Genomic DNA, 19,487 nt, shown 5'->3' on the forward strand with positions numbered 1-19,487 from the left:
GAAGAGGTCATGTGCGGACGCGCCGAATGCGTCCGACGATCTCGACCGCGATCACGCCCCGGCGTTCGGTCGTTACCGAACACCGAACAGCCGCCTACGTCGACTCACAGCTCGGCTTCAACACGCACGAGGTGGTTCGGACACGAATGTCCGAACCACCTCGAATCGCGATCAGGCCGCGAGCACCTCCCGCTCGTTCGGCACGCAGTGCGTCATCTGCGGGCCGGAGACATCGCGCGGACCGTGCTCGCCCAGGTTGGCAACGCGCTGGTGCTCGTACAGATCCTTGCTCGCGTGGCCGAGGTCGTTCGCCTGGATGGCGGCGGTGTCGGCCTCGGTCAGGCTCTGCACGCCCGCCTTCGGGATCCAGTGGTACTTCACCTGGTGCGTCACGCCCTGAACCACTCCCGCGAACCGCGGATCACGCCGCGCTGGTCTAGAGTCCCCCCGACCCCTGTAACTCGGATCGTCCGGCACGTTCCTGCCGGTGAAGGGAATGATCTGCCGTGGCCACGGTTACCTTCGAGCGCGCTACCCGGCTCTATCCGGGGGCGAGCAAGCCCGCTGTCGACGAACTGGAACTGGAGATCGCCGACGGCGAGTTCCTGGTGCTGGTCGGTCCGTCCGGATGCGGGAAGTCCACCTCGCTGCGGATGCTGGCCGGCCTGGAGGAGGTGAACGGGGGACGCATCCTGATCGGCGCGAAGGATGTGACGCACGTGGAGCCGAAGGAACGCGATATCGCGATGGTGTTCCAGAACTACGCGCTCTACCCGCACATGACGGTGGCCGAGAACATGGGCTTCGCGTTGAAGCTGGCCAAGGTCGCCAAGGCCGAGCGGGACCAGCGCGTGCTGGAGGCGGCCAAGCTGCTGGATCTGGAGCCCTTTCTGGATCGCAAGCCCAAGGCGCTCTCGGGCGGTCAGCGTCAGCGCGTGGCGATGGGACGGGCGATCGTGCGCCAGCCGCAGGTCTTCCTGATGGACGAGCCGCTGTCGAACCTGGACGCCAAGCTGCGCGTGCAGACCCGCACGCAGATCGCCCAGTTGCAGCGCAGGCTGTCGACCACCACCGTCTACGTCACCCACGACCAGGTCGAGGCCATGACGATGGGTGATCGCGTGGCGGTGCTCAAGGACGGGCTGTTGCAGCAGTGCGCCAGCCCGCGCGATCTCTACCGCGACCCGGCGAACGCCTTCGTCGCCGGCTTCATGGGCTCGCCCGCGATGAACATGTTCACGCTGCCGGTCGAGTACGGCGCGGTGGTCCTCGGCGGGTTCCGGCTGCCGGTGCCGCGCTCGGTGGCCGAGCAGGGCGGCCGCGAACTCGTCGTCGGCATCCGGCCCGAGCACTTCGAGCTCGGCAACTCCGGCATCGAGATGGAGGTCGACGTGGTCGAGGAGCTCGGCTCCGATGCCTACGTCTACGGGCGCACGCTCGGCGAGGGCCCGGGCGAGACGATCGTCGCCCGCGCCGACTGGCGCAACCCGCCCGCCAAGGGCGACCGGCTCTTCCTCTCCACGACGCCGGAGCGCACCTACTTCTTCGCCCCGGCGGACGGCCGCCGCCTGAACTGACAGCGCCCCCGACGCCACGGGCCGCACCACCGGATCACCGGGGTGCGGCCCGTTGCTTTCGATCCGCGCCTCGCCGCCGGCCGCACCCTCGAAAGCGGGCGGCGCGTTGCCGGTTCAAGCGCGGCGGCGAGTGCGCAGGTAGTCCTCGTTGACCCGGACGCCGAGTTCCTCCAGCTCGATCTGCTTGCCGGTGGCGCTGCGGACCTCCACGCGCACCGGCGCGCCGGTCGCCGCTTCCACGAGTTGCAGGGGCGGCGGGCCGGGCTGGAGGTAGGCGTCGCCCCACTGCATGAGGGCGAGCACGGCGGGGAGCAGGTCGCGGCCCATGGGGGTGAGGACGTATTCGTGCCGGGTCCGCTTGCCCTCCTCGCGGTAGGGGATCTTCTCCAGCAGGCCGGCCTCGGTGAGTTTGCGCAGCTGGGCTGAGGCGGCGGCGGGGGTGATGCCGACGCGGGCGGCGAAACCGTCGAACCGGCGGGTGCCGTAGTAGGCCTCGCGCAGGATGAGCACGGCGGAGCGACTGCCGACCAGGTCCATGGCCTTGGCGATCGAGCATTCGTCGGTCTTCCACGCGCTCAGATCCGCCAGGGGGCCTTCCATCACCGCTGCCATGACGCACATCATACGGGTTTCTGGATTGAGTGAACTATAGCCAGGCGTTAGTCTGACTATACAAAAGTCGAGTCAGGTCAACGGGGCCCGGCTCGCGGTCCGAGAGGAACCACCATGAGAGACGCGGTGATCGTCGAAGCCGTCCGCACCCCGATCGGCAAGGGCAAGCCGAACGGGGCGCTGCACGATGTGCACGCCGTCGACCTGCTGGCGCACAGCCTGCGCGCGGTGGTCGACCGCAGCGGCATCGACCCGGCGTTGATCGACGACGTGATCGGCGGCGTGGTGAGCCAGGTCGGCGAGCAGGGCGCCAATGTCACCCGGCGGGCCGCCCTCGCCGCCGGATATCCCGAATCGGTGCCCGCCACCACCGTCGACCGGCAGTGCGGCAGCAGCCAGCAGGCCATCCACTTCGCCGCGCAGGGCGTGATCGCCGGCGCCTACGACATCGTGGTCGCGGCGGGCGTGGAGTCGATGGGGCGGATTCCCATGGGCGCGAGCGTCGCCGGGGCGGGCGACATCTCCGGCGTCGGGTTCGCCGAGCGCTACCCGGAAGGCCTTGTCCCGCAGGGCATCAGCGCCGAACTCATCGCGGCCCGCTGGGGACTCGGCCGCACCCGGCTCGACGAATTCGCGCTGGCCAGCCACGACAAGGCGGCGCAGGCGACGAAGAACGGGCTGTTCACCCCCGAACTGGCCCCGATCGCGGGCCTGACCACCGACGAGGGCATCCGTGTCGGCAGCACGCTGGAAACACTCGGCGCGTTGCGGCCCGCCTATCACGACCCGGCGATGGCGGCGCGCTTCCCCGAAATCGACTGGCGCATCACCGCGGCCTCGGCCAGCCAGGTCAGCGACGGCAGCGCTGCGGTGCTGATCATGACCAGCGAGCGGGCCGCGCAACTCGGCCTGACGCCGCTGGCCCGGGTGCACAGCTTCGCCGTAGCGGGCGACGACCCGCTACTGATGCTGACCGCCGTCATCCCGGCCACCCGAAAGGTGTTGCAGCGCGCCGGACTCCAGCTCTCCGACATCGACCTGATCGAGATCAACGAGGCCTTCTCGCCGGTCGTGCTGGCCTGGGCCGCGGACACCGGGGCCGACCTGGCCAAGGTGAACGTCAACGGCGGAGCCATCGCCCTGGGCCACCCGCTGGGCGCCTCGGGCGCGCGGCTGGCGACGACACTGGTGCACGCCATGCGTGATCGCGGCGCGCGGTACGGATTGCAGACGATGTGCGAGGCGGGCGGTCTGGCGAACGCGACGATCTTCGAAAGGATCTGAGAGCTCTCCGCCCGGACGGTCACCGCCTCGACCGAGGCCTTTGCCGACGACGACGCGGGCCGCACCTGCGAAAGGTGCGGCCCGCGTGGTGCTCCGTTCGCGGAAACGCTCAGCAGCGCGTGTACTCCGTTCCGGCGCACCGGATCTGCGGCGGTCAGCCCACGAACCCGATGGCCCGCTGCGGGTCAGGCGTCGGCGGTCGCCTTGTCCAGCGAGGCGCGCGCGCCCGCGGCCGGAGCCTGCGGCGCGTGCCCGGTGTGGTCGTCCTCGACCTCGGCGGGCGCCGGAGCGGCGGGGATCAGCGAGGCGAGCAGCAGCGCCACGAGGGCGACGCCGCCACCGATGACCAGGGCGACCCGGAAGCCCGCCTCGGAGGTCATGGTGTGCTCGCCCATGGAGATGGTCATCTGGGCCAGGACCGCGCCGATGGCGGCGGCGCCGACCGAGGTGCCCAGCGAGCGCATCAGGGTGTTGAAGCCGTTGGCGGCGGCGGTCTCGGTGCGCGGGACCGAGCTCATGATCAGCGCGGGCATCGCACCGTAGGCGAGGGCGACACCGCCGTTGATGACCATGAGCGCGATCATCAGACCCCAGGCGGTGCCGAAGAGCACCTGTGTCAGGCCGTAGCCGAGGGACAGCACCAGTGCGCCGCACATGAGGGTGACCTTGGGACCGCGAGCGTCGGTGAGCTTTCCGCCGAGCGGCGAGACGATCATCATCATCAGGCCGCCGGGCAGCATCCACAGGCCCGCGGCGAGCATCGACTGGCCGAGGCCGTAACCGGTGGCGGCCGGGTACTGCAGCAGCTGCGGCAGCACGAGCATGCTCGCGTACATGCCGATGCCGACGAAGATCGAGGTGATGTTGGTCATCAGCACCCGGGGACGCGCGGTGGTGCGCAGGTCGACGATGGGTTCACGGGAGCGCAGTTCCCAAGCGCCCCAAGCGATCAACACCACGACGGCGGCAACGAGCAGGCCGAGCGTGGTGGCCGAGGACCAGCCCCAGTCCGCGCCCTTCGACACTCCGAGCAGCAGGCAGATCAGGCCGATGCCGAGACCGATGGCGCCGACGATGTCGAAATGCTGCCCCTTCGCGGCGGGCGGGACGTCCGGGATCACGAACCACACCAGGGTGGCGATCGCCACGGCCAGGACCGCCGACAGCCAGAACAGCACCCGCCAGTTCGCGTACTCGGCAATGGCCGCCGACAGCGGCAGGCCGATGCCGCCGCCGATGCCCATGGACGCGCTCACCAGGGCGATGGACGAGCTCATCTTCTCCCCGGGCACGACATCGCGCAGCAGGGCGATGCCGAGCGGAACCATGCCCATACCGATGCCCTGCAGGCCGCGGCCGATGATCATCGGCCACACCGACGAGGCCAGCGCGCAGAGCACGGATCCGACGATGAGCGGAACGGTGCAGGCGAGCAGGACACGGCGCTTGCCGAACAGGTCACCGGCCCGGCCGGACAGCGGGACGAACACCGCCGCGGCGAGCAGGGTCACGGTGATCACCCAGGTCGCGTTCGACTGCGAGGTGTGCAGAATCTGCGGCAGTTGCGGAAGCAGCGGGGTGACCAGGGTCTGCATGATCGCGGCCACGGTTCCGGCCAGGGCCAGGGTGGCGACCACCAGGCCTGGGCGCGCGGCCTGCTCGGACGATGGGGACACGGCAACTACTCCTCGGCGGCAGATCCCGGACAGGGATCGGATCTGGTTTCGGGAAGACCCCGGAATCAGACGGCGGCGCGCACAGAGCGGCGGCGACCCGGCGCGATCCGTCCAAGTAAACAACTGACGACTGATCAGGTTAGAGCCCGCGACCACAGCAAGTCAACAAATGTTTACTTATGCCTCGTCACACTCAGGCGGGTGGCGCGGTGCTCTACGCTCGGCGGAGCCGTCTATCCGACTGGAGGACACTTCCGATGGCCGCCGACGCACCCGACCGACCCCGACGCCGAAACGCGACGGCCACCCGTCAGGCGCTGCTCACCGCAGCCAGGTCCCTGCTCGCCGAACGCGGCGCGACCCAGACCACCAGCCGCGACATCGCCGCCGCGGCGGGTGTGAACCAGGCCCTGATCAACCGCTATTTCGGTTCCAAGGAAAACCTGTTCGTGGAGGCGGTCCGCACGAACGAGGCGGGCATGGCCGACATCGTGACGACCGTCTCCCTGCCGGACATACCCGCCCGGATGCTGCACGAGGTCCTCGAGGTCACCGATTCCGGGCGCGGCGCGACCGCCATGCTGGCCGGCGTGGTCAACAACGAGACGATCACCGCTGTCATCAGGGACATCGTCGAATCGACCCTCACCACGAAACTGGGCGACCGACTCGGCGACCCCGACGGCGGGCTGCGCGCGGAGCTGCTCAACGCGCTCGTCGTCGGCGTGACGGTGATGCGCAAGAAGATCGGCAGCCCCGCGCTGGCCGCGGCCGATGTCGACGTGATCGCGCGCTATGTCACGGCGATGGCCGAGCCGCTGTTGCGTGACTAGCTCACAACCAGCCGTTGCGGCGGAAGGCCACGAACAGGCCGCCGCAGATCACGACCATCGCCAGCAGCACCGCCGGATATCCCCAGACGTGGGTCAGCTCGGGCATGTGCTGGAAATTCATGCCGTAGACGCCGGCGATCATGGTCGGCACCGCGGCGATCGCGACCAGCGCGCTGATCTTGCGCATATCGGTGTTCTGCTGCACGGTGATCTTGGTGAGCGAGGCGTTGACCAGCGAGGACAGCGCGTCGTCGAGGTCGGTGATGCGTTCGGCCGCGTTGGTGTGGTGATCGGCGACATCACGCAGGTAATGGCGGATCTCCTTCGGCAGCCCCGAGTCCGCCTTCGCCAACGCCTGCAGGGGCGCGGCCAGCGGCAGCACCGCCCGGCGCAGCTCGACGATCTCCCGCTTGAGCTGGTAGATGGGCTCGACGGGCATCCTGGAGCGCGGGGTGAACACCTCCTCCTCCATCTCCTCGACGTCCTCCTCCACCGCCGCGGTCACCTCCAGATAGGTGTCGACGATGTGGTCGGCGATCGCGTGCAGCACCGCGCCCGGCCCCAGTGACAGCCGTTCGGGATCGGCCTCGAGGTTCGCGCGCACCGTCTTCAACTGGGAGTGCGAGCCGTGCCGTACCGCGACCACGAAATCCGGCCCCACGAACACCAGGATCTCGCCGGTCTTCACGATCTCGCTGACGCTGCTCTTGTCGTGCTCGACGTAGGCGACCGTGCGCAGCACCACGACCATCACCTCGTCGTAGCGATCGAGCTTGGGGCGCTGACGCGCGACCAGCGCGTCCTCCACCGCCAGCGGGTGCAGACCGAATTCCGTGGCGACGTCCCCGAGCTGCCGTTCGTCGGGTTCGTGCATCCCGATCCAGACGAACCCGCCCTCGGGCCCGCGCACCGCTTTCAACGCCTCCGCGTGGGTGAACCGGCCCGGTACCCGCCTGCCGTGCCGGTAGACCGCGCAGTCGACGATCGCTCGCGCGGTGGGAACGGGGATCCGGTTCACCCTCGCCCGCTGCCGCGCCCCCGCCTCCCGGCCGTCCTGATTGGTCACGGCCGCAGCCTAGCCCCCCGTACCGCACCCCGACCGCAGACCGGTTCCCGGCAATCAGGGCTGAGCCGAACCGGGAGGGCTACCTCGGGCCTGCGGAACCGGCTCGCGACCGCCCCGCGCCCCCCTCGATCCCCTGTCGGCGGACACGACGCGTAGCACCATCGGCACAGCGCCGACCCCGCGACCTATCGTGGCGGGATGAGCCTGCCCGTCGAGCCCCTCGTCTACGCGATCCCGATGCGCACCCGATTTCGCGGCATCACCGTGCGGGAGGGGATGGTGATTCCCGGCGCGCGGGGCTGGGGCGACTTCTGCGCGTTCCCCGAGTACGACGACAGGGAGGCGGCCGGCTGGCTGGCCACGGCGCTGGAGCAGGCCGAGAGGGGCTGGCCGGAGCCGGTGCGCGAGTGGATCCCGGTGAACTGCATCGTGCCCGCCGTCGACACGGAGCGGGCGCGTCGGATGGTGCTCGACTCCGGCTGCCGGACGGCGAAGGTGAAGGTGGCCGATCACCCGGAGTCGCTGCGCGAGGATCTGGAGCGGGTGGCGGCGGTACGGGAGGCGCTCGGGCCCGACGGGGCCGTGCGCGTTGACGCGAACGCGGTGTGGGATGTGGACACCGCTGTCGCGCACATCACCGAAATCGACCGGGTGGCAGGCGGTTTGCAGTATGTCGAGCAGCCCTGCCGGACGATCGAGGAGCTGGCCGCGGTGCGCAGGAAGATCGATGTGCCGATCGCGGCCGATGAGTCGATCCGACGGGCGGAGGACCCGATGCGGGCGGCGGTCGCGGAGGCCGCCGACATCGCGGTGATCAAGTGCACACCGCTGGGCGGGGTGCGGCGGGCACTGCGGGTGGCCGAAGCCGCCGGGCTGCCGGTGGTGGTGTCCTCGGCGCTGGAGACCAGCGTCGGGCTGGGGGCGCAGCTGGCGCTCGCGGGAGCGTTGCCGCAGCTCGACTTCGCGTGCGGACTGGGAACGGCCGCGCTGTTCGAGGGTGATCTGGTGACCGAGCCGCTGCTCCCGGTCGACGGTTATCTGCCGGTCCCCCTGCGCCCGCGCGATCCCGACCCGGCCCTGCTGGAGCGGTATCGCCATCCCGACCCCGCACGGGTCGCGTGGTGGCAGGACAGATATCGGCGGGTCCGGGCGCTGGTCGACGCGCGAGGGGACCACTAGCCGATGCGCACCCCGCATCCCGACATGGTCGCGCGCAGCAGCAGGGCGGCTTCGGGGCCGATGATGCCGTCGACCAGTTCGAGGTAGCGAGAACAGAATTCGGGTCCGTGCGCAGGCGAGGAGTCCACCTCCGGGGCGAGGTGGTGGGCCAGCTCGTGCAGGACGACCAATTCGCGCAATGCCCAGGCCGTGCCGCCGGCGTGCAGGGGTACGGCGAGCTCCGCGCCCGCCGGGTCGTAGTGCGCGGCAGCGGTTCCCGCCCTGGCGCGCACGCGGACCGGAGCCTCGGCGCGAGCCCATCGGGCACGAACCCAGTTCAGGGCCAGCACCCGATCGGCGTAGGTCTGTACCGAGTCGACGGAGGCGAAACGGCGCTCGATCGGCAGGGTCAGCCGCGAACCGTGGAATTCGACGGTTCGGTGGCCGGATTCGTCGGCCCGGTCGAACAGTCCGCGCACCAACTGTTCGGCGTCGTAGACCTTGGCGCGCTGGATGTCACGTGCGGACACGATGTCGCGCACCATCATCTCGCCGTCCGTGCGCTGATCCGGCGCGGGACACCGCCGCCGTCATTCGCGCGCACCGCGTCCCGGCGCCAATTCGCCCCTGGCGGCGCCCAATTCCGGGGACAGCCCCAGGCGCGCGGCCCGGCCTGCCCGGTCACCGGCCCGCCGGGCGGCGGCGGAATGCCCGGTCGAGGCCTGTGGACCACGCCAGGTGCCGCGCGCCTCGGAGGTGCTGGTGTAGAAGTCGACCAGCTCGATCTCCTTGTTCCGCAGAGCGAGTGCGGTACCGCTGGCCACGCTGCACCCCGCGGCGGCATCGGCTTCGACGGCTTCGGCTTCGACCGAGGACTTCACCTCGGCCAAGCGGCGTCCGATCCGTTCGGCGAAGGCCATCTGGAAGTTCAGGCGCGCGGTCACCGCGGCGGCGGGGGTGCGGACCCGGCGGCGCACGACCGCGCCGCCGCGGCGCTCGGTGACGATCCTGTCCACCGTCGCCTCCCGGTAGGCGCCGGACTTGATGTAGTGGTCACCGGCTCGCACCATCTGCACCAGCAGGCTCGCGTAGAGGGCTTCGCACAGGTCGATGTCGGCGGCGAAACCGTAGGCGTAGACCTGGGTGGAGGTGCGGGCGACATCGCAGCGCACGTCGTTGGCGTGCGCGATGGCGACGAACAGCTGCACGTAGGTGCGCAGCCCTTTGCGGCCGGGTTCGCCGATCGGGATGATCCGCTGCACCGGGGTCACCTTGCGTTCCCGGCCCGCGACGTGCGCGCGGGCCACCGCGAGATCGATGGACGAGCGGGTCGCCAGGCGCTGCGCGGCGGCCAGGAAAGCCTCGGCCTCGTGCTCGTTGTCGGTGGCCTCGGCCTTGCGCAGCAACCCGCCGATGCGGGTCAGCATCCGCTCGGGAACCTGGTTCGGCGCACTCATCGCACGCCAGCCTAACCCCGGGCGCCGACCGCTCCGGGTCACCCCGAATCCCGAGCATGATCGGACGCGGCGAGACCGCACCATGTATCTTGCGTGATGCACCGGCCTCGGTGTGCTGCCGCTCACGTCGTAACCCGCAGACGTCGGAAATTTTTGGAGAGTGTCCGCGATGGCTTGGAAAAAGGTGTCGTCCCTACGTTCATCGGTCGTACCGCGCGCCGCGATGGTCGCCGCGTCGGCCGCGCTGCTGACGGCCACCTTCGCCACCGCCTGCTCGAGCGACAGCGGCGGCAACCCCACCAGCGAGAACCTCGAGGGCCGTGGCCCGATCACCTACGTCGAGGGCAAGGACACCACCGAGACCGGCGTGGTCAAGCAGCTCATCGAGCGCTGGAACGCCTCGCACCCCGACGAGCAGGTGACCTTCAAGGAGCAGTCCAACGACGCCTCCCAGCAGTACGACGACCTGGTCGAGCACATGCGCTCCCAGCAGTCGGACTACGACGTGATCGCCCTGGACGTGCCGTGGACCGCGGAGTTCGCCGCCAAGGGCTGGATCCAGCCGCTGAAGGACTCCTTCTCGATCGACACCTCCACGCTGCTGTCCCCCACCGTGGCCAGCGCCACCTACAACAACACCCTCTACGCCGCGCCGCGCAACACCAACGGCGGGCTGCTGTTCTACCGCACCGACCTGGTGCCCGAGCCGCCCAAGACCTGGGGCGAGATGCTCGGGAAGTGCCAGATCGCCCGTGACAACGGCATCGGCTGCTACGCCGGTCAATTCGCGCCCTACGAGGGCCTGACGGTGAACACCTCCGAGGTCATCAACGCCTTCGGCGGCACCTTCGTCGGCTCCGACGGCAAGACCGCCACCGTGGACAGCCCGCAGGCCCGCACCGGCCTGAGCACCCTGGTAGACGCCTACAACAACGGCGACATCCCGAAGGAAGCCATCACCTTCAAGGAGCCCGAGTCGGCCAACGCCTTCACCCAGGGCAACCTGATGTTCCTGCGCGGCTGGCCGTCCACCTTCGGTGACGCGGGCGCGGAATCCTCGCTGGTGAAGGACAAGTTCGGGGTCGCCCCGCTGCCCGGCGAGAACGGGATCGGCGCCTCCACTCTGGGCGGCTACAACGCCGCGATCAGCTCGTTCTCCAAGAACAAGGCCACCGCGCTGGACTTCCTGCGCTTCCTGATCAGCGAGGACGCCCAGCACATCGTGGCCTCGGGCGCGCTGCCGTCGGTGCGCGCCTCGCTCTACGACGAGCCCGCCCTGATCGCCAAGATGCCGTACCTGCCCGCGCTCAAGGAATCCATCGCGGGCGCCGTGCCGCGGCCGGTCACCCCGTTCTACCCGGCGGTGTCCAAGGCCATCCAGGACAACGCCTATGCTGCCCTGACCGGAGCCAAGTCCGTCGACGCCGCGATCGTCGACATGCAGAAGGGCATCGAGACCGCCGGTTCGTAGGCGGTAACGCGCACCGGACCCGACCAACCCGTAGGAGAGAGATAACGGTGTCGGTTCCCCCGAACGCGGCCCCACCCCTGTCGAAGGACGAATTCCTCGCGCCGAAACGCGGGTTCTTCGGCGGGCTGGGGGCCGAACTGCGCGCCTCGCGGCGGGCGTGGCTGCTGGTCACACCCGTGCTGCTGGCGCTGACCGTGGTCATCGGCTACCCGGTCGCGCGCGCGCTGTACATGTCCTTCCAGAAGGATGCCGGGCTGGACCCGAGCACCGGGATGTTCGTCGAGGGCGGCAACGCCGGCTTCGACAACTACCTGCACTGGCTGTTGCAGCAGTGCACGCTGCCGACCGGCGAGACCATCGCCTGCCCCACCGGCAACCTGGGCTCGCAGTTCTGGACCGCCATCGGCATCACGGTCTTCTTCGCGGTCGTCACCGTCACGCTGGAGGCAACCCTCGGCCTGATCATGGCGATGGTGATGAGCAAGAGCTTCACCGGCCGGGCGCTGCTGCGCGCGGCGGTGCTGATCCCGTGGGCCATCCCCACCGCGGTCACCGCGCGGCTGTGGGAGTTCATGTTCCAGTACGACGGCGTGGTCAACCGGGTGCTCGGCACCCACATCCTGTGGACCTCGGACCCGTGGGCGGCCCGGTTCGCGGTGATCGTGGCCGATGTGTGGAAGACGACGCCGTTCATGGCGCTGCTGATCCTGGCCGGACTGCAGGTCATCCCGAACGACGTGTACGAGGCCGCCAAGGTCGACGGCGCCTCGGCCTGGCAGCGGTTCACCCAGATCACCATGCCGCTGCTCAAGCCCGCGCTGATGGTGGCGATCCTGTTCCGCACGATGGACGCGCTGCGCATGTACGACCTGCCCGCGATCCTGACGCTGAACAACCCGGACACCAGGACGGTGTCGATCCTGGTGGTCGATCAGGTCAGGCAGGGGCCCAACAGCGCAGCGGCACTGTCGACGATCACGTTCCTGCTGATATTCGCCGTGGCGTTCGTGATGGTGAAGTTCCTGGGCGCCAACGCGGTGCGGACCCAGGAAGCTCAGCGAGAGGCGCACTGATGGCCACGACTACTACGAGCCTGCGGAAAGAGTCCGCACCGGAGAAGCCGAAGGTGAACCCGGTGCCGTGGACGAAGAAGATCGCGGGGCTGCGCATCTATATCGGCGCGTTGATCGTGCTGCTGTGGGGTCTGGGCCCGTTCTACTGGATGGCGGTCACCGCCTTCCGCGATCCGGCCTACACCTTCGACAACACCCCGTGGCCCACCCACGTGACGTTGGAGAACTTCCGCAACGCCTTCGACACCAGCCGCGGCAACGACTTCGGCCGGGCGATGCTCAACAGCGTGATCATCGGCTCGATCACCACGGTCATCGCGCTGGTGATCGGCGTGTTCGCGGCCTACGCGCTGGCGCGCCTGGTGTTCAAGGGCAAGTACATCGTGGCCGGGCTGATCCTGAGCGCCTCGATGTTCCCGGTCGTGGTGCTGGTGACCCCGCTGTTCCAGCTGTTCACCAGCCTCGGCTGGATCGGCCAGTACCAGGCGATGATCATCCCGAACATCTCCTTCGTGCTGCCGATGACCGTCTACATCCTGGCCTCGTTCTTCACCGAACTGCCGTGGGAACTCGAGGAGGCCGCCCGCATCGACGGTGCGACCAAGGCGCAGGCATTCCGCCTGGTCATGCTGCCACTGGCCGCGCCCGCGGTGTTCACCACCGCGATCCTGGCGTTCATCGCCGCGGTCAACGAATACCTGCTCGCGCGGTTGCTCTCCGGTGACAAGACCGAGCCGGTGACCGTGGCGATCGCCCGCTTCTCCGGCAACAATCCGCTGGTGCAGCCGTACGCGGCGATCATGGCGGCGGGCACCCTGGTGACGATTCCGCTGGTCATCATGGTTCTGCTCTTCCAGCGCCGGATCATCTCCGGTCTCACCGCGGGCGGCGTCAAGAGCTGATCGAGCCATCGGTAGCTGGGTCGTTGCCGTAGCGCGGAACATATCGAGCCACCCTGTAAAGTGCAGGGTGGCTCGATCGTTTTCGTGTGGGACCGACGCTCCGAAGGGAGATGCTCGTGGGCGCGTTCGGCAAGCGGCGGGGGCAGCGCGACGCCGGAGGCGAGGCGGGCGAGACGCCCTACGCCACGCTCGCGGGATGGCGGGAACCGGAGCAGAGTCCGCCGGAACAAGAGGGCGATCCACCGGCGGAACCGCAGGACAGACCGGCTGACGGGCGGGCGCGTGGGTGGCGGCGGCTGGCGCTGGCGCTGTTCGTGATCTTCGTCGGCGTGCCCGCGCTGTTGTTCGCGCTGGTGTACTGGCGCTCGGAGATCCCCGACCCCTCGGCCGTGCGGACCAATCAGATCGCCACCATCACCGCCTCCGACGGCGCCACCGTGATCGCCACGATCGTGCCGCCGGAAGGTAACCGGACACCGGTCCCGCTCAGCGAAGTGCCCCGGCACGTGCGCGACGCCGTGCTCTCCGCCGAGGACCGCGGCTTCTACTCCAACCCCGGCTTCTCGACCTCCGGCTTCCTGCGCGCGGCCCGCGACAACCTGCTCGGCAAGGAGGACGCGGGCGGCGGTTCCACCATCACCCAGCAGTACGTGAAGAACGCCTTCGTCGGTTCCGAGCGCACGGTCAGCCGGAAGATGCGCGAACTCGTGATCGCCACCAAGATGGCCAGGCAGTGGACCAAGGACGAGATCCTCGCCGCCTACCTCAACACCATCTACTACGGGCGCGGGGCCTACGGCATCGCGGCCGCCTCGCGGGCCTACTTCGCCAAGCCGCCCGCCGAACTGACGCCGGCCGAAGGCGCGGTGCTGGCCTCGGTGATCCGCACGCCCTCCATCCTGGATCCGGAGACCCATCTCGCGGATCTGAAGGAGCGCTGGCAGTACGTGATCGACGGCATGGTGACCATGGGCGTGCTCGCCCCCGGCGACCGGGACACGGTGGTCTTCCCGAAGATCGCGCCGCTGGCCGAGGTGCCCCAGGACAGCGCGGCCCGCGGGCCCGAAGGGCTGATCCGCACCCAGGTGCTGCGCGAACTGCGCGAGTACGGCATCAGCGATCTCGAGATCGACACCGGCGCACTGCAGATCACCACCACCATCGACGTGCGCGCGCAGCAGGCGGCCATGGCGGCGGTGCGCTCCCGGCTGAGCGGGCAGCCGCCGGAACTGCGCGCGGCGGTGGTCTCGATCGATCCCCGCTGGGGCTCGGTGCGCGCCTACTACGGCGGCGAGGACGGCACCGGTTACGACTTCGCGCAGGCGCCGTTGCAGACCGGCTCCTCGTTCAAGGTGTTCGCCGCGATCGCCGCACAGCAGCAGAGCATTCCGCTCACCCGGGTGCTCGACTCCTCCCCGGTCACCGATCACGGCGTCACCATCACCAATGTCGAGAACGAGACCTGCGGCCGGTGCACGATCGCCGAGGCGCTGAAGCGCTCGCTCAACACCAGCTTCTACCGGCTGACGCTGTCGATGATGAACGGCGCGCAGTCCATCGCCGACGCCGCCCACCAGGCAGGCATCCCGAAACGCATTCCCGGCCTGGAGTACGAGACGCTGACCGAGTTCGGTAAGCCGCCCTACAACGGCATCGTGCTCGGCCAGTACCAGGTGCGCCCGATCGACATGGCCTCGGCCTATGCCACCATCGCGGCGTCCGGGATGTACCACCGGCCCTACTTCGTGCAGCGGGTGGTGACCGGCGACGGCCGCGTACTGCTGGACCGCGCCGGCCCCGACGGCCCGATCGGCGAGGAACTGCCCGACCCCGAACAGCGCATCTCGCCCGCCATCGCGAACAAGACGATCCAGGCGATGCTGCCGATCGCCTCCTACTCCAACGGCAACGCCCTGGCCGACGGGCGCCCGTCCGGCGCCAAGACCGGCACCACCCAGCTCGGCGACACCGGGGAGAACAAGGACGCGTGGATGATCGGCTTCACCCCGCAGATGTCGACCGCGGTGTGGGTCGGCACCGAACAGTCCCTGCCGATCCGCACCGCCGGCGGCGCCCGCATCTACGGCTCCGGGCTGCCGTCGGCCATCTGGAAGGCGACCATGGACGGCGGGCACGAGGGCGAGCCGATCGAACAGTTCCCCGAGCCGGAGTCATCGTCCTGGGAGCCGCAGATCCAGTCGCCGCAGGACAGCGGCAACGGCAACGGCAATCCCTACGACATTCTCAATCCGCCGCAGTCGCCGCAGCCGCAGGGCCCGATCATCGTCTTCCCGACCGCGCCCGCACCCGCGCCGGTGCCCGAAGCACCCGCACCCGCACCGGCACCCGCACCGGCACCGGCCCCGCCGCCCGCACCGGCGCCCGCGCCCGCACCGCCGCCGCGCCAGATCGAGATCTTCCCGGGGATCACCGTCCCGATCCCCGGCTGAGCGCGCGACGCGCGACCGCCCGCACCCACCGCCTGCCCACCCGGAACCGCGGGACGTGGCAGCATCGGGTGCGGTGGCCGGGGTAGGCGCCCGTCGCGCGCGGGAATACGCAAGGATGGGCGCCACGAGCGACCACGACCGCCGTGCGCGGTCGCCGCAAACAGCGCCGCCGATGAGAACACACGAGATTTAGGGGCTACGCCGGTGGATTTCAATGTCGTTGACCGTCCCGAGACGCTGGTGGCGGGCACAGTTCTACGCAGCCCGGCACTCGCGGTGGAAGGACCGCGACGAGTGAAGGTGGAGCAGGCCTGGAAGAGTAAACTGTCCAGGCGACTACCCGGCCGGCCGGCCACCGCCTATGTCGACCACGCCCCGGAGATCAATTCGTACCTGACCCACATCGTGGGCTACCAGTGCCGCAGCATCGACGACCTGCTGCCCGGTGACGTGCTCGCCCGGGTGCCGGGCGGGCGCTACGCCAGATTCACGGCCACCGGCGACGATCTCGGCGATACGATCGTGTCCGTTTGGCGGGCGGTCTGGGACGCCGAGACGGCCGGGCGGATCGTGCGTGCCTACACCGGGGACGTGGAGCACTATCCCGACGCCCACACCGTGGAAGTCTTCGTGTCGCTGGCCGACGAACCGAACGACGGGTAGGAACGCACTGTGGATTTCGAGATCGTCACCCTGGACGAGAGCCTGGTCGCCGGACTGACCATTCCGCTGGCCGGTCGCGAGGTGACCGCCCGTGATTTGGATCTGGTGAACTTCACCTGGGACCGCTATCTGGCGCGGGAGAAGGCGGTGCCGCGGGTGGCCGCCTATGTGGGGCAGGACGACCACGCCGTCGCCGTGCTCGGCTACGAGATCGCCGGGCTCGACGAGCTGGATGCCGGCGATGTGCTCACCCGCATCCCGCACGGCCGCTACGCCCGGTTCGTCGTCTCCGACAAGCCCTACGATCTGCTGCGCACCGCCTGGGCACAGGTGGCCAAGGCGGAGGCGACCGGCGTGATCACCCGCTCGCACCGCGCGGAGATCGAGCGCTACACCGGGCCGACCTCGGTCGAGGTGTACGTCTCACTGGACTGACGCGCGAGCGGGCGACGTCCGGCGGACATCGAGCCGGACAGCGGAGCGCCGCAAACGGCCGAGAGCCGGAACCCGATTCGGGTTCCGGCTCTCGCTTTCCAGCGGTGCGCCGGGATGTTGCCACGGCCGTCGAGCCGCGGCGCCACCCGTCCCGCACATGCCGCGACGACGACGCGCGTCGATGATCGGACGTCTCGCCGACCACGCGATGCACGACTACCGTGCGCGACTACGCGTCGATGATGAACGCCTCGAGCTGCTCGCGGGCGATGTCGTCGGCCAGCTGCTGCGGCGGGGACTTCATCAGGTAGGCCGAGGCCGGGATGACCGGTCCGCCGATGCCGCGGTCCTTGGCGATCTTGGCCGCGCGCACCGCGTCGATGATGATGCCCGCCGAGTTCGGCGAGTCCCACACCTCGAGCTTGTACTCCAGGTTCAGCGGCACGTCGCCGAAGGCACGGCCCTCGAGGCGCACGTAGGCCCACTTGCGGTCGTCGAGCCAGCCGACGTGATCGGACGGGCCGATGTGCACATCGTTGGCGCCCAGTTCCTTCTTCAGGTTGCTGGTGACGGCCTGGGTCTTGGAGATCTTCTTCGACTCCAAACGCTCGCGCTCGAGCATGTTCTTGAAGTCCATGTTGCCGCCGACGTTGAGCTGCATGGTGCGGTCGAGCTGGACGCCGCGATCCTCGAACAGCTTGGCCATCACGCGGTGGGTGATGGTGGCGCCGACCTGGCTCTTGATGTCGTCGCCGACGATCGGTACGCCGGCGTCGACGAACTTCTGCGCCCAGACCGGGTCGGAGGCGATGAACACCGGCAGCGCGTTGACGAACGCCACGCCGGCGTCGATGGCGCACTGGGCGTAGAACTTGTCGGCCTCTTCCGAGCCCACCGGCAGGTAGGACACGAGCACGTCGACCTTCGCGTCCTTCAGCGCCTGCACGACGTCGACGGCGGGCGCCTCGGAGAGCTCGATGGTCTCGGCGTAGTACTTGCCGATGCCGTCGAGGGTCGGGCCGCGCTGCACCACGACGTCGGTCGGGGGCACGTCGGAGATCTTGATGGTGTTGTTCTCGCTGGCGAAGATCGCCTCGGCCAGGTCGAAGCCGACCTTCTTGGCGTCGACGTCGAAAGCGGCGACGAACTTGACGTCGCGCACGTGGTAGGGGCCGAACTTGACGTGCATCAGACCGGGCACGGTCGCGGTCTCGTCCGCGTCCTTGTAGTACTGCACGCCCTGGACCAAGGAGGAAGCGCAGTTGCCCACGCCCACGATGGCCACGCGAACTTCGGTGGCGTTCTCAGCCGTTGTGATGTCAGTCATGGCCGATGTTTCCCTCTTTCTGTGGTGCCGCGTTCGTCGATTGCTCCGCCGCAATCAACTCGTTGAGCCAGCGCACTTCGCGCTCGCTGGATTCGAGTCCGAGTTGATGGAGTTGCCGGGTGTAGCGATCCAGTGAGCCACTGGCCTTCTTGATCGCCTCCCGGAGCCCCTCTCGGCGCTCTTCGACCTGACGCCGCCTGCCCTCCAGAATTCGCATCCTCGCTTCGGCGGGGGTGCGGGTGAAGAAGGCCAGATGTACGCCGAAGCCGTCGTCGGTGTAGTTCTGCGGGCCGGTGTCGGCGAGCAGTTCGTTGAACCGCTCACGTCCCGCGTCGGTCAGTTGGTAGACCCGGCGGGCCCGGCGGGTGGTGGCGCCCTCCGGAATCTCCTCCGCGATCAGTCCGTCCACCTGCATGCGGCGCAGGGTGGGGTAGAGCGACCCGTAGGAGAAGGCCCGAAACGCACCGAGCAGGCCGGTGAGCCGCTTGCGCAGTTCGTAGCCGTGCATGGGCGATTCGAGGAGCAGCCCGAGAATCGCCAATTCGAGCACCGGGCTTCACCCCCTGACTTGTCCTCAGATCTAACCGATGGATACGAATATCCACTATATCGGAGCGATACATCTATGCACAGTTCGCCGTCCCGGGGGCCGTAGTGCCCACCGTGGCAATCACGACAGCCCGGCGCGGGCGGCGGCGCACACCGCTACTCTGGTGGCGTGCGAATCCAGCGGCAGGTGGTCGACTACGCGCTCCGGCGCCGATCACTGCTGGCCGACGTCTATGCGGGCCGTGTGGCCGTCGCCGAAGTGTGCGACGCCAACCCTTACCTGCTGCGGGCGGCGAAGTTCCACGGCCGGGGGAGCGAGGTCACGTGTCCGATCTGCCGCAAAGAGCAGTTGACGCTCGTGTCCTGGGTCTACGGAGACGGCCTGGGACCGGTCGCCGGCTCGGCGCGCACACCGGAGGAACTCGTCCGTCTGGCCGAGACCCGCGAGGAGTTCTCGGTACACGTCGTCGAGGTCTGCCGCAGCTGCAGCTGGAATCATCTGGTGCAGTCCTACGTACTCGGCGCCACACCCGCGCCCACCCGTCGCCGTTCCGGTGGGCGGGCAGGCCGACGGACCGCCGCCGAGTGATGTGTTCGGCCATCAGCCGAGCGGGTGAGCTTCGGCGCCCGCCAGTGCCGGGCGTGCCCGCCCAGGCACCGACCACGCTTCACCGCTACGAGTTATGGAGATCTTGTCAGTGAATTCGCCTTACGAGACTTCCCCCTACGGCGATGACCCGCACGGTGGCCGTGCTCAGCGAAGTTCACAACCGGATCCGAACGGATATCCCCGGCGTCAGCCGCCGCCCCGTCCGCAGCAGGGCGGGCCACGGCCCGGCCCGGGTCAGGGTGGACCGATGCAGGGCGGGCCGCGGCCGGGCCCGAACGGCGCGAGTCCGAACGGCATGGCTCCCAACGGCGGCAGGCCGCCGATGCGTTCCGGCCCGCCGCCCC

Annotated in this window: 19 protein-coding genes; 11 read left to right on the plus strand and 8 right to left on the minus strand. The window is 69.2% G+C overall.

Features of this window, described 5'->3' with window-relative positions:
* Positions 1 to 171 precede the first annotated feature (171 nt).
* The gene (locus ON26_RS34785; protein ID WP_040799852.1) at positions 172 to 393 is read right to left on the minus strand and encodes a catalase; all 222 of its coding nucleotides are present in this window, start codon (positions 391 to 393) and stop codon (positions 172 to 174) included.
* Between the two features lie 113 nt (positions 394 to 506).
* Here ON26_RS34785 and ON26_RS26350 point away from each other — a divergent pair, with 113 nt between their 5' ends.
* On the plus strand, positions 507 to 1,577 hold the full coding sequence (locus ON26_RS26350) for an ABC transporter ATP-binding protein (RefSeq protein ID WP_040799854.1): 1,071 nt from the start codon (positions 507 to 509) through the stop codon (positions 1,575 to 1,577).
* Between the two features lie 114 nt (positions 1,578 to 1,691).
* Here ON26_RS26350 and ON26_RS26355 read toward each other — a convergent pair whose 3' ends face one another.
* A complete protein-coding gene (locus tag ON26_RS26355) occupies positions 1,692 to 2,201 on the minus strand; it encodes a winged helix-turn-helix transcriptional regulator (RefSeq protein WP_174375452.1) in 510 nt (169 codons plus the stop codon).
* Positions 2,202 to 2,303: 102 nt separating this feature from the next.
* Between ON26_RS26355 and ON26_RS26360 the strand changes: the two genes are divergently transcribed.
* Positions 2,304 to 3,473, plus strand: a complete 1,170-nt coding sequence (locus tag ON26_RS26360) for a thiolase family protein (RefSeq protein ID WP_040799861.1) — start codon at positions 2,304 to 2,306, stop codon at positions 3,471 to 3,473.
* A 185-nt stretch (positions 3,474 to 3,658) separates the two neighbouring features.
* On the opposite strand, the gene ON26_RS26365 is transcribed toward ON26_RS26360, so the two are convergent.
* On the minus strand, positions 3,659 to 5,149 hold the full coding sequence (locus tag ON26_RS26365; RefSeq protein ID WP_245546067.1) for an MFS transporter: 1,491 nt from the start codon (positions 5,147 to 5,149) through the stop codon (positions 3,659 to 3,661).
* Between the two features lie 257 nt (positions 5,150 to 5,406).
* On the opposite strand from ON26_RS26365, the gene ON26_RS26370 reads away from it, so the two are divergent.
* Positions 5,407 to 5,982, plus strand: a complete 576-nt coding sequence (locus ON26_RS26370; RefSeq protein WP_040799863.1) for a TetR/AcrR family transcriptional regulator — start codon at positions 5,407 to 5,409, stop codon at positions 5,980 to 5,982.
* Between the two features lies 1 nt (position 5,983).
* Here ON26_RS26370 and ON26_RS26375 read toward each other — a convergent pair whose 3' ends face one another.
* Entirely contained in the window at positions 5,984 to 7,048 is a 1,065-nt protein-coding gene (locus tag ON26_RS26375) for a magnesium and cobalt transport protein CorA (protein WP_040799865.1), read from the minus strand.
* Between the two features lie 198 nt (positions 7,049 to 7,246).
* Between ON26_RS26375 and ON26_RS26380 the strand changes: the two genes are divergently transcribed.
* Positions 7,247 to 8,227: an o-succinylbenzoate synthase gene (locus ON26_RS26380; protein WP_040799868.1), complete on the plus strand. Its 981-nt coding sequence runs from the start codon at positions 7,247 to 7,249 to the stop codon at positions 8,225 to 8,227.
* On the opposite strand, the gene ON26_RS26385 is transcribed toward ON26_RS26380, so the two are convergent.
* Positions 8,224 to 8,739: a TIGR04338 family metallohydrolase gene (locus ON26_RS26385; protein ID WP_085999095.1), complete on the minus strand. Its 516-nt coding sequence runs from the start codon at positions 8,737 to 8,739 to the stop codon at positions 8,224 to 8,226. The genes ON26_RS26380 and ON26_RS26385 overlap by 4 nt on opposite strands.
* 57 nt (positions 8,740 to 8,796) lie before the next feature.
* Positions 8,797 to 9,663 carry a DUF2786 domain-containing protein gene (locus tag ON26_RS26390; RefSeq protein ID WP_245546069.1) on the minus strand — a complete coding sequence of 289 codons (867 nt, stop codon included), beginning with the start codon at positions 9,661 to 9,663 and terminating at the stop codon, positions 8,797 to 8,799.
* Between the two features lie 169 nt (positions 9,664 to 9,832).
* Between ON26_RS26390 and ON26_RS26395 the strand changes: the two genes are divergently transcribed.
* The 6 genes from ON26_RS26395 to ON26_RS26420 all read left to right on the plus strand — a co-directional run bounded on the left by ON26_RS26395 (position 9,833) and on the right by ON26_RS26420 (position 16,657).
* Complete coding sequence (locus ON26_RS26395; protein ID WP_040799871.1) at positions 9,833 to 11,134, plus strand: ABC transporter substrate-binding protein; 1,302 nt, start codon at positions 9,833 to 9,835, stop codon at positions 11,132 to 11,134.
* A gap of 125 nt (positions 11,135 to 11,259) precedes the next feature.
* Entirely contained in the window at positions 11,260 to 12,207 is a 948-nt protein-coding gene (locus ON26_RS26400) for a carbohydrate ABC transporter permease (RefSeq protein ID WP_040799922.1), read from the plus strand.
* Positions 12,207 to 13,109, plus strand: coding sequence for a carbohydrate ABC transporter permease (locus tag ON26_RS26405; protein ID WP_373280965.1), 903 nt, complete (start codon positions 12,207 to 12,209; stop codon positions 13,107 to 13,109). Before ON26_RS26400 ends, ON26_RS26405 begins: the two co-directional genes overlap by 1 nt.
* A 110-nt stretch (positions 13,110 to 13,219) precedes the next feature.
* Positions 13,220 to 15,559 carry a transglycosylase domain-containing protein gene (locus ON26_RS26410; RefSeq protein WP_040799873.1) on the plus strand — a complete coding sequence of 780 codons (2,340 nt, stop codon included), beginning with the start codon at positions 13,220 to 13,222 and terminating at the stop codon, positions 15,557 to 15,559.
* A gap of 204 nt (positions 15,560 to 15,763) precedes the next feature.
* Positions 15,764 to 16,222 carry an effector binding domain-containing protein gene (locus ON26_RS26415; RefSeq protein WP_040799876.1) on the plus strand — a complete coding sequence of 153 codons (459 nt, stop codon included), beginning with the start codon at positions 15,764 to 15,766 and terminating at the stop codon, positions 16,220 to 16,222.
* A 9-nt stretch (positions 16,223 to 16,231) separates the two neighbouring features.
* On the plus strand, positions 16,232 to 16,657 hold the full coding sequence (locus ON26_RS26420) for a GyrI-like domain-containing protein (protein WP_040799879.1): 426 nt from the start codon (positions 16,232 to 16,234) through the stop codon (positions 16,655 to 16,657).
* A gap of 229 nt (positions 16,658 to 16,886) precedes the next feature.
* Here ON26_RS26420 and ON26_RS26425 read toward each other — a convergent pair whose 3' ends face one another.
* Positions 16,887 to 17,984 carry an inositol-3-phosphate synthase gene (locus tag ON26_RS26425; protein WP_040799882.1) on the minus strand — a complete coding sequence of 366 codons (1,098 nt, stop codon included), beginning with the start codon at positions 17,982 to 17,984 and terminating at the stop codon, positions 16,887 to 16,889.
* A complete protein-coding gene (locus tag ON26_RS26430) occupies positions 17,977 to 18,534 on the minus strand; it encodes a PadR family transcriptional regulator (protein WP_040799885.1) in 558 nt (185 codons plus the stop codon). The genes ON26_RS26425 and ON26_RS26430 overlap by 8 nt, the downstream gene beginning before the upstream one ends.
* A gap of 168 nt (positions 18,535 to 18,702) precedes the next feature.
* Here ON26_RS26430 and ON26_RS26435 point away from each other — a divergent pair, with 168 nt between their 5' ends.
* Complete coding sequence (locus tag ON26_RS26435) at positions 18,703 to 19,122, plus strand: DUF5318 domain-containing protein (RefSeq protein ID WP_169333778.1); 420 nt, start codon at positions 18,703 to 18,705, stop codon at positions 19,120 to 19,122.
* Positions 19,123 to 19,487: the final 365 nt, after the last annotated feature.

Source organism: Nocardia higoensis NBRC 100133, from assembly GCF_000308595.1.
Taxonomy (GTDB): Bacteria; Actinomycetota; Actinomycetes; order Mycobacteriales; family Mycobacteriaceae; genus Nocardia; species Nocardia higoensis.